This is a genomic window from Neorhizobium sp. BT27B (assembly GCF_050455485.1).
In the GTDB taxonomy this organism is placed as follows: domain Bacteria; phylum Pseudomonadota; class Alphaproteobacteria; order Rhizobiales; family Rhizobiaceae; genus Neorhizobium.
On sequence record NZ_JBCIYT010000029.1, the window covers coordinates 1 to 9,393 of the forward strand.

At 56.4% G+C, this 9,393-nt stretch carries 9 protein-coding genes and 1 pseudogene; 4 read left to right on the plus strand and 6 right to left on the minus strand.

The features are described 5' to 3' along the window. Window positions 1-399: 399 nt before the first annotated feature. On the minus strand, window positions 400-762 hold the full coding sequence (locus tag AAIH70_RS30695) for a winged helix-turn-helix transcriptional regulator (RefSeq protein WP_430038101.1): 363 nt from the start codon (window positions 760-762) through the stop codon (window positions 400-402). Window positions 763-957: 195 nt separating this feature from the next. Here AAIH70_RS30695 and AAIH70_RS30700 point away from each other — a divergent pair, with 195 nt between their 5' ends. Then, window positions 958-1,911: an NmrA/HSCARG family protein gene (locus tag AAIH70_RS30700; protein ID WP_430038104.1), complete on the plus strand. Its 954-nt coding sequence runs from the start codon at window positions 958-960 to the stop codon at window positions 1,909-1,911. A gap of 139 nt (window positions 1,912-2,050) precedes the next feature. Then, entirely contained in the window at window positions 2,051-2,449 is a 399-nt protein-coding gene (locus tag AAIH70_RS30705) for a nuclear transport factor 2 family protein (RefSeq protein WP_430038106.1), read from the plus strand. Window positions 2,450-3,064: 615 nt separating this feature from the next. On the opposite strand, the gene AAIH70_RS30710 is transcribed toward AAIH70_RS30705, so the two are convergent. Both AAIH70_RS30710 and AAIH70_RS30715 read right to left on the minus strand, forming a co-directional pair. Continuing rightward, complete coding sequence (locus AAIH70_RS30710) at window positions 3,065-3,514, minus strand: phage regulatory CII family protein (protein ID WP_430038109.1); 450 nt, start codon at window positions 3,512-3,514, stop codon at window positions 3,065-3,067. Between the two features lie 226 nt (window positions 3,515-3,740). Beyond that, window positions 3,741-5,447, minus strand: a complete 1,707-nt coding sequence (locus tag AAIH70_RS30715) for an ISL3 family transposase (protein WP_430038112.1) — start codon at window positions 5,445-5,447, stop codon at window positions 3,741-3,743. Window positions 5,448-5,567: 120 nt separating this feature from the next. Between AAIH70_RS30715 and AAIH70_RS30720 the strand changes: the two are divergent. Continuing rightward, window positions 5,568-5,975: pseudogene (locus AAIH70_RS30720) on the plus strand (LysR substrate-binding domain-containing protein); the annotation flags it as partial. A gap of 53 nt (window positions 5,976-6,028) precedes the next feature. Here the strand turns inward: AAIH70_RS30720 and AAIH70_RS30725 are convergent. Continuing rightward, a complete protein-coding gene (locus AAIH70_RS30725; protein WP_430038115.1) occupies window positions 6,029-6,820 on the minus strand; it encodes an aldolase in 792 nt (263 codons plus the stop codon). Between the two features lie 10 nt (window positions 6,821-6,830). After that, complete coding sequence (locus AAIH70_RS30730; RefSeq protein WP_430038118.1) at window positions 6,831-7,538, minus strand: haloacid dehalogenase type II; 708 nt, start codon at window positions 7,536-7,538, stop codon at window positions 6,831-6,833. Between the two features lie 87 nt (window positions 7,539-7,625). Between AAIH70_RS30730 and AAIH70_RS30735 the strand changes: the two genes are divergently transcribed. Continuing rightward, window positions 7,626-8,483, plus strand: coding sequence for a LysR substrate-binding domain-containing protein (locus tag AAIH70_RS30735; RefSeq protein ID WP_430038121.1), 858 nt, complete (start codon window positions 7,626-7,628; stop codon window positions 8,481-8,483). 240 nt (window positions 8,484-8,723) lie between these two features. On the opposite strand, the gene AAIH70_RS30740 is transcribed toward AAIH70_RS30735, so the two are convergent. After that, a complete protein-coding gene (locus tag AAIH70_RS30740) occupies window positions 8,724-9,095 on the minus strand; it encodes a response regulator (RefSeq protein WP_430038123.1) in 372 nt (123 codons plus the stop codon). Between the last annotated feature and the right edge of the window lie 298 nt (window positions 9,096-9,393).

A 9,393-nucleotide genomic window follows, 5' to 3' on the forward strand; every position in this document is an offset into this window, starting at 1 on the left:
CTTCATCAAAATCTCCTCGATCATAAAGCCCGAGAAAATTCTACTTTTGAAGTCCGTTAATTGCCGGGGGGATTACCTAACGACGTTGTTATTGCGACTTCCACCCGTAGAAATTTCGCCAGTTCGCACATGAACTTGGGCAGAGTAGAATGACCGATCTGGGACCGTCAGAGGACAGACCGCTTCAAAGCTAGACGTCGGGGAAGCCAACTGCGGTATTAATCAGTTTGCTGCCGCAACAAGCCGATTCGGCGTTAACTCTTCAGTTAAGCAAAGTCTGCGTTGACGAACCCACGAGTGTCAGCAGAAATGCAGCGGTCGAATACCCGGTAGGCCGCGACAGGTCTGCCGGTCTCGGCCTTGGTCAGAGAGTTGTTCCTCATGGCCGTGCCAAAGAGTTTAGGCCGTAAGCCCATCGATCAGCTCTTGCTGCCGTAAAGTGCTTCTGCAGCTACCGGAATCGACAGGCAGGCCGCTTAGCTCCTGCAGCCGCGTACCCCAATTACACATACTGACAAGCAGAGGTTCCAGTGATCTTCCCAGCTCCGTTAGCTCGTACTCCACCTTAGGCGGGATCTCTGGATAAATTATGCGGTTGATAATGCCGTCTGCTTCCAGCTCCCTGAGTTGAAGCGTGATCATTCGCGGCGTTGCCGCGGGAGTCAGGCGGCAGATCGCGTTAAACCGCAGTTTGCCATCGAGCAGATGAAACAGGATCACCGGCTTCCACAGACCCCCGATGACCGAAATTGTCGCTTCCACCGCGCATCCAGTCCTGTTGGCTATACGGCGCTTGCGCCTAGATTTAACACTATCATCCATGATACTACATGCTCATTTTGTACGTACTTCATTTAGAAGCACTATACCCTTATTTTCGCGGTTGAGCAAAGAAGACGCGCTGGCACCGGAGTGTCTGATCCAGCCAGTAATCGCAATAAGGAGAAGAGCCTCACAATGTCTATGAAGCAAATGCCGCTTATTTCAGTGGTTGGCGCAACCAGCAAGCAAGGCCGCAGCGTGGCCACGACACTCCTCAAGAGCGGTCAATACAGGGTCCGAGCATTGACCCGGAATCAGGATTCCAAAGAGGCTCGTAGCCTCGCAGCTCTCGGTGCAGAAGTTGTGGTCGCGCCGCTAGGACCTGACCATCAGAACGAACTTGCTGCAGCTTTTGCTGGGGCGGATGGTGCATACCTGATGACGCCGCAGCTTTTGCCCCAAGACAACGCCGAATTCGCGCTCGGCAAACAACTGGCCGATGCAGCGGTTGAAGCGGGCGTCGGTCACATCGTCTTCTCGACATTAGAAAATGTCGAAAAGATCTCGGGTGGGAAGAAGTTCACGCCTCATTTCACCGACAAGGCGCTCGTTGCCGATTACATCCGCACACTGCCGGTTACGCACTCGTTCGTCTCTCTCGCTTTCTTTTATACGAACCTGCTGGAATATTACGTACCGCAGATGGAAGGCGACACGCTCCTCATGCCAATCTACCTCCCTGAGGACTTCCGCGCACCGTTCGTGGATCCGACGACAGCAACAGGACCGGCCGTCCTGTCTGTGCTGTCCGACCCTGCGACCTTCAATGGAAAGACACTTCCGATCGTCGGCGACATCATTTCCCCGCGCGAGATGGTCGAAACGTTCCAACGCGTGACTGGCGTCAAGGCAGAATACCGCAGCGCGTTTAAGCGCGACGAACTGTTGAAATACTTTCCGGGATTTGGCGCCAACGACCTTCTTGTCGATGAACTGATCGGCATGGTCGAGTATGCGGTCGAGTACGGCTACTTCGACGAGGAACACGATCTGGAATGGAGCCGCCGCTTGGATCCAAACACACTTTCCTGGGAGCAGTTCTTGAAGTCGACCGACTGGCGCGGGGACAAGAAGCAGTTCGGCCTTTGAACAAGTCTGTCGGGACAACAACTACCGCAAGATGGTAACGCGGTTGTCGACTTCAAACATCACAGGCTGGTGTCCCGCACTACGCGGATCTGCCCAGTATTTGATCTGCGTCCAGACCCAACAACAATAGTGAGACGATATGAGTATTGAAGACAACAAGCGCATCGTGCGCGAGTTCTGTGATCACTTTAGAACATCGAATGCTGATGGTCTAATTGATGGTATGACGGAAGATGCAACCTGGTGGGTCAACGGAAAGCCGCACCTGTTTCCGTCCGCCGGGATGAAGACGAAAGCGGAAGCTGCGAACATGTTCCGCAACATGTTTGCGGCTTATTCGAACGGTCTTGAGATGAAAGTCCTGAACATGATTGGCGAAGGCGATAGCGTCGCCGCTGAGGCGCGTTCGCAGGCACTCACAAAGTCCGGCAAGGTCTACGAGAACGAATACTTTTTTCTGTTCAAGATCCGCGACGGAAAGGTCGCGAGCGTGAGGGAGTATACCGACCTTATGCACGTCGAGGAGACGTTTGGCTGAGGCGAGTGTGGGTTGTTAGGTACGGTCGTATCTATCTGGTGATGCTGTTCTTGGGATGACACACACGCGGTGAAGCGAGACCCGCAGGTATGGAAAATATGGTCACCGCCGACCAACGATGTGAGCAGAGAAACGTTTCGGCATGTTGTTGATCTCCTTTTAATAATAGCGCTGGGGCTTCATAAGGGACGTGCAGTGGCGTCCCTTGCGGGCACCCGCGCAAACGACATAAAACGGGAGAAGAATGCGGTAACATTGTCTGCGCCGAAAAAGCTCAGGGAACAGTCCGGCGGAGCGCGCGCGCATGTTATAGCTTGAGGCTATGTTCTATCACGATCGAACGACTGCCCGCAGTGATCGCCTTGAACTATTACGAACTGGTGACACGGAATAACCCCGCCAACGGCATCCTTAAACCATTGCTTTTGCGACCCTATCCGCGAAGCTTCCGGCGACCACAGGCAGGATGCGCCCTCGAAGCTGACACATCACGAGAAATCCGCATCCGCTCAACTATCGAGGGAGATTGACGCGGAGAGACTGCATGTCGGACGTTTTCCGTATTTCGCCCGCGAGCGCGCTCCACCCGATTGGCGGTAAGCAAAGCGTTGTCCGTCAGTCCTCCGAAATCTGCAGGCGAAGCGTAGCGAGTGCCCGTTCTGCCTCGACAATATCCTTCATCAACAACCGCTTGTGACGGTGGTCGAGGCCTCCGCCGGCCAGGACAGCGTCCACTAGCTCAAGGATATCGGCAGCCTCGACTACGACCCTGGTCGCGCCTCTTTGCACCGCTTCGTTAGCAAGGCGGCGGTCAACGGGATGGATTACACGCTCTGCTGCTACGAAAGCGCTTCCGTCGAGCAGATAGGACGCCAGTCTCGGGTCCGGTAACATCCTGATCAGTGCCTGGATCTCGTCGGCGGAGAAAGGGCTCCGGGCGATCAATCGCGAATGAAGGGAGGCATAGCTCATCCCCAAAGCGGCGGCGGCTTCTTCAACCGACGTCTGCTTTTCCACGACGAGAAGCGTGTAAACGATATGCGCAAATTCTTCGCCGCGATGCATGAGTATCCTCCAGATAGCAGGATCGTCACACAGGGAACCCGGCGCTGCAAGGTCATCAAAACGGACGTTCCGTTTTGATCGCGCGGGGCGGTTCGACCTTCTATCTCCTTGGAGGTCGGCGTGACCCCAGTCGGCCGGGGGTGATCCTAAAAGGGACGCTCCCGATAATCTCCTTCACGGCAAAGCTATGCTCTTCTTGTCGTTTTGCATTTAACCAGGGTCTTCCTCACTTTGTGTGGAGCTCGACCAATTTGACCGGCATCATCCGCGCTCTGAGAAGCTCTGGCCCTGCCCTTCCATACATTGCCCGCTTGATCGTCTTCAGTCGATTGATCTGGCCTTCTACCTGACCGTTGCTCCAGGGCAGATCGATGGCGTTACATACAGCGTCGATATCCCGGCGAAGTACACGGGCGAAACGGGCTAGGAAGGCGAGGCCAGAATGAATGGCATCGTCGATCCATTGCTCGAGTTTCGCCGAATCTCGGCCACGAAATATGCCGCGAAATCGCATCGCGAAGCTACGCATGACGGCGAATGTTCGTGAACCCTGCTTAAGTGCATCGACTTTCCGCGCCTGATTGATGGTGAGTGCGCCGCGCGGCTTTATACAAAGAGTAGCGGCGACAATGGGGGAGATCAAATGACCGGTTTGCGGATCACGGACGGGCAAACTGTTAGGTTCTCTGTCGGAGAGTCCAATCCGAGCAGGCGCCATATCACCCTTAACCTCATCTGTTTCCGGTCTCTCGGCGCGGCGCCATGTTGCCAGGAGGCGTTCGAGATTAGAAAAGCTCCCTGTGTATCCTCGGTGCTTTATGTCATGAAACAAATGACGCCCACGGCGGTTGCCATCCTTCCAGCACTGGGTGAGGAACGCTTCGAAGTAGAGGGGAGATGTCGGCTGTAGCGCGCCCCTCCGTCGATCGGGTGGGGTTTCGAATTTCAGCCATTTCGTGATGCTTCGTCGGCCGTATCCTGTGCGACGTGCAATGTCCGAGCAGGTCAGGCCTTCTTTGCTCAAGGCGTGTACTGTCTCGAACATATCCGTCCGGGACTGCCGATGTGCCCGGCGAAGTTGATTGCGCCCCGGTGTTTCGGGGGACGGCTCCGGCAAGTTTCGAGTGCTATGATCAAACGCGATGTCCTCGTCAGGCAGTAGTGCCCTGCCTGTTGCGCGGCCGGATAGGCTCATCTGTTCTTCGATAGCGAGCCGCAAATTCTGGATGAGATGAAAACGATCTGCCACCTGAGAGGCTTGCGGCGCACCCTCACGGGCGCCTTGTGCGTAAAGTCCACATCGATCCCGGCTGACGACCTCAATGGAAGGGTGCCGTTTCAACCATCGGGCAACGCTTGCCACACTTCGGTCTTCGAGAATGTCCATGACCTCCCGGCGTTCAAGATCGACGACGATCGTGCCGTACCGCCAAGATTTCCTCCAACTCCAGTCATCGATACCGACGATACGAGCTGACTGTTGGCCGTCGACCCGTAAAGCTTTGCGTTTCAAGTGCCGAAGGATGGTGTCGTCGCTGACCGGCATGCCAAGCTGTCTCATCAAGCGTTCTCCGGGCCGCCCGCCGGTGCTGTGCCCCAGCAGCCCAATTATTTCGGCGACCCTTCTTGTTCTGCGGGCGTAGGGTGCGGCAATCGCCGGGAACAGATCGGTGAATGTTTGCCGTTTGCACTGCCGATATGCGCAACGCCAGCGGGTCAACTGAACCCTTATCGTCACTGCTTTGCCTTGGACCGGCAGGTCCTGAAGACTGCGGTACGACCAGCCATGCCGACTTTTGCTTTGGTGTTGGCAATCTGGGCAGGTGCCAGAGGATGGCCCACAAGCAGACACAACCCATTCACCGTCGTCGCTGGATACGACACTCTGCACTTTAATACCCGGACCGGGTGACCAATTCGATCTCGTTCGCATCCTCGCCCATAGCGCCGTGACTACTAACGATTTGTTAACCACACAAAGTGAGGAAGACCCAATTAAGTGCCATAACCTGCCGGAACGGGCGCATTCTTACGGTTAAATGCCAAACGACAACCTGACTATCTGGCGCGCCGGGGTTCGCCGGAAACGCCCGTGGACCTCGCGCAGCACGACTGCCTGACCTTTAATTTCCGGCGAGCAACACCGTCCTGGCCGTTTCGTAACCATGACCGGGATATCGCTCAACCCGTCAAAGGCAGCATCGTCGTCAACAACGGCGAGACGATGAAGCAGATGGTGCTGGCCGGCGCCGGCGTTGCCCGCGTCGGCCTGTTCCATGTGGCCGACGACATCGCAGCAGGGCGGTTGCTTCCATTGCTCGAAGACTTCAATCCAGGCGATCTTGAACTGGTGCATGCCGTCTATGTCGGCGGAGGTCCCCTGCCTCACCGTGTCCGTGCCTTCATCGAACATATGGTCGTGACACTGGGTGATTCACCGCAACTGAAAGGGACGTCCTGACCCGGACGGAATATGGGAAAGGCGAATGCCAACGCGTCGCCTTTGCTGTTCCATCAATCGCGATAGTCTGGTGCCTGCCGGTCGAGCACCCGCCGGATGCTCTCCAGATGCATCCTGGCACTTTCGGGGTCCCCTTCGCGCATCTGCCGCGCCGCTTCAGCCGCGACAGCGGGCACGACCGGCAGCAGTTTGCGGCCCGAGCCCATCGCCTTCAACTGAACTTCGGCAGCACGTTCAAGATAGTAGAGATCATCCCAGGCTTCGGCGATGTTCGGCGCGCAGACCATCACACCATGGTTTTTCATGAACAGGATATCCTTGTCGCCAAGGACGGCGGCGATCCTGTCGCCTTCGCTTTCGTCCAGAGCAAGGCCGTTGTAGTTCTCGTCGACCGCCACGCGGCCGTAGAACTTGAGTGCCGTCTGGCCTGCCCAGACCAATGGCTCGCCTTCCACCATGCTGAGGGCGGTAGCGTTCGGCATATGAGTGTGAAAGGCGGCCCCCACCCGCGGCGCCATCTTGTGCAACCGCGCATGGATATAGAAGGCGGTTGCTTCCGGCACGCCATCCCCGGCAACCACATTGCCCTCGAAATCGCAGATCAGCAATGACGAGGCAGTCGCCTCCTGAAACGCCCAGCCGAGGCGGTTGACGATGAAAAGGTCGGGATGACCGGGCACGACGGCCGAGAAATGATTGCAGATCCCCTCTTCGAGGCCAAGCCGCGCTGCCATACGAAGGCAAGCGGCAAGATCGACACGCGCCTGCCATATCTCGTCGGTATCCATCGAGAGATTGTTCCGAAGTGCAGGATTTGTCTTCGAAACATTCAGTTCATGCGCCATGTTGGTCTCCTTATCGCTCCATCCAGCCTGCTGCGGCAAGGAGGGCTGGTACCTTGTCGAGCGTCGGGACGATTTCATTCGGGTGATAGTCAGCGAGTGGTTTGCGGCCCGTGCCACGATCGATCCAGACAGTACGAAAGCCAAGCTCACGCGCTGCGGCAAGATCAAGATGCGGGCTGGCGCAGATATGCACCAGATCCTCCATGCTGAGGCCGAGGCTTTTCCAGGCATGATGGAAGATCTGGCTGGATGGCTTGTAGGCACCGGCCTGTTCCGCCGTGATGACGCGGTCGATGTGGCCACCAAGTTGGGCCACGTTTCCAGCAATGATGGCATCATCAGTATTGGAGATGATCGCCAGGCGGAAACCTGCATCTTTCAACTTTCCAAGGGATGCCACGACCTCCGGAAACGGCGGCATCTTGCCGATCGACGAGGTCAGGATTTCGGCATCCGCAACCTCAAACGGAAGTCCGAATTCAGCCATCGACCGCTCCAGCGCAAGCGCGCTGACCTCGGCAAACGTGCGGTGCGGGCGCTCGTCCTCCAGCGCATGTTCATGGCTGTCGTAGACCGCGATAAAGGCCTTCTGGTCGATATCGCCACCTTTTGCGGACAGTATTCTGTCCATTGCTGCAAGCAGCCCCTCGTCCCATTGAATCAGGGTTCCGTAGCAATCAAAAGTGAGCCAGGTCGGCTTGGGTCCTGTCAGGGTCATGTGTCTTCTCCTTGATTTTCCCGAGCTTGACAAAACCTGCATGGATTGAGAAATTAAATCTTCTCATCATCACCATCGGGAAATCAAATGAGCTTCGGCTTCGATCTGGATCTTCTGAAAACCTTTGCTGCAGTCGTCGATTGCAACGGCTTTACCAAGGCGGCCGAACGGGTACACCTGACACAATCGACGGTCAGCCAGCAGATCAAGAAGCTGGAGGTCAATTTGGGCACCTCACTGTTGCGGCGAGACAAATCGACCGGAATTGTAGAAACGACGGAAGCCGGCGAGTTGCTGCTGAGCTATGCGCGCAAAATACTCGCCATGGCCGATGAGGCCGCAGAGGTCATGCGAAAGCCTTCGGCTCCGCGCACGGTCCGCCTTGGAGTACCGGAAGATTTTGCCGGGCGGCGTTTGATCGATCTGCTGTCGGGCTTTTCTGCAGCCTCTCCACATATCAGGCTCGATACGGTCAGCGGTTGGAGCACCGAGCTTCGCCGCTTGTTGGACGCGGGCGAGATCGATCTGGCGCTGATCAAGCGCGAGCCTGGCGATGGGGCATGTCTAGCGAGTTGGAAGGAGGAGCTGATCTGGGTGGAAAGCACCACCCGTCCAGTTGAGACGGATCCGGTCCCACTTGCGGTGTTTCCCGTCGGCTGCATCTACCGGGATCGTGCCATCCGCGCGATCGAGCGCAGTGGTCGTCGTTGGCGGATCGCCTATACCAGTCAGGGCCTGATGGGTGTGCAGGCAGCGGTCGCTTCCGGTCTCGGGATCAGTCTGTTGCCTTCCGATGCGGTGCTTTCCGAACACCGGCAACTCGGGCCCGCAGATGGCTTCGATAATCAACCGGCATCTGAAATCGCACTGATAAAAGGACGCGCAACGCTATCGGCAGAAGCCCAGTCCCTTGGGCACTTTCTGGCGGATAACTTGGGGCCATAATGTCACTGATGCTGGTGCACAGATTGTGCTAGCTACCTTGTCAAAACGAGCGGAGCGTCCGGGATACCTGACACCTGCGTCTCATTCCATAAAGACGGCGACCATGATGCATCACGCCTTGAAAGGTTTCGAACCTACGGCCACGCAATTGCATTCATCTGTTCATAGAAACGAGGATCCGGCGGGCAGGCATTCATCTGTACGAGCCTCGGGAAGGCCAGCTCTCACTCGGGTGAACGCTTAGACTGCGGCTAGCATTTCCCTCATGGTCGCGATGACGCGGCCGTGGTCGTACGGTTTGCTAAAAAACTTGCCCTCAACCGGTAAAAGCTCGTCGCTCAATTGACGGTGGCCAGAAGCCACGATGATCTTGACAGGCGGCCACCTGTCGCGAACTGCAGCAGCCAGCTTCAGGCCGTCCATGCTGCCCGGCATGTCGATATCGGTGAACATCAATCGAATCTCCGGATGGGCGTTGAGGAGGTCGATGGCGTTGTCGGCATTTGAGGCCTCGAGCACAATGAACCCCTCGTCCTCGAGCGACATAACGATATCCAGTCGCACGAGGGTCTCGTCCTCGACAACAATGACCGTGGTCCCCTTTTGAGTCATCCTTCACACTCTTTGCAATTGACGCTCGCGCATGTGTCTTTTTTTTAATAAGCGAACCGGATGAACGCGCAGGAAGACAGATTGATCCAAAGAGAACTGTTTTATCTTTCAAGGTGTTACAGGAAGGGCCATTTCAATCCATGATTGACGAAAATCTAACAAACTATTGTTGTGCTATAATGCGAGACAGCGACCCGCTCACTGCCAAGCGAAAGCCACCCGGAGCGAAGATGATTTCCGGAACCGTGCCGAATAACGATCCCAGCGCGGAGCGCACATAGCGCGTACCATAACCCTG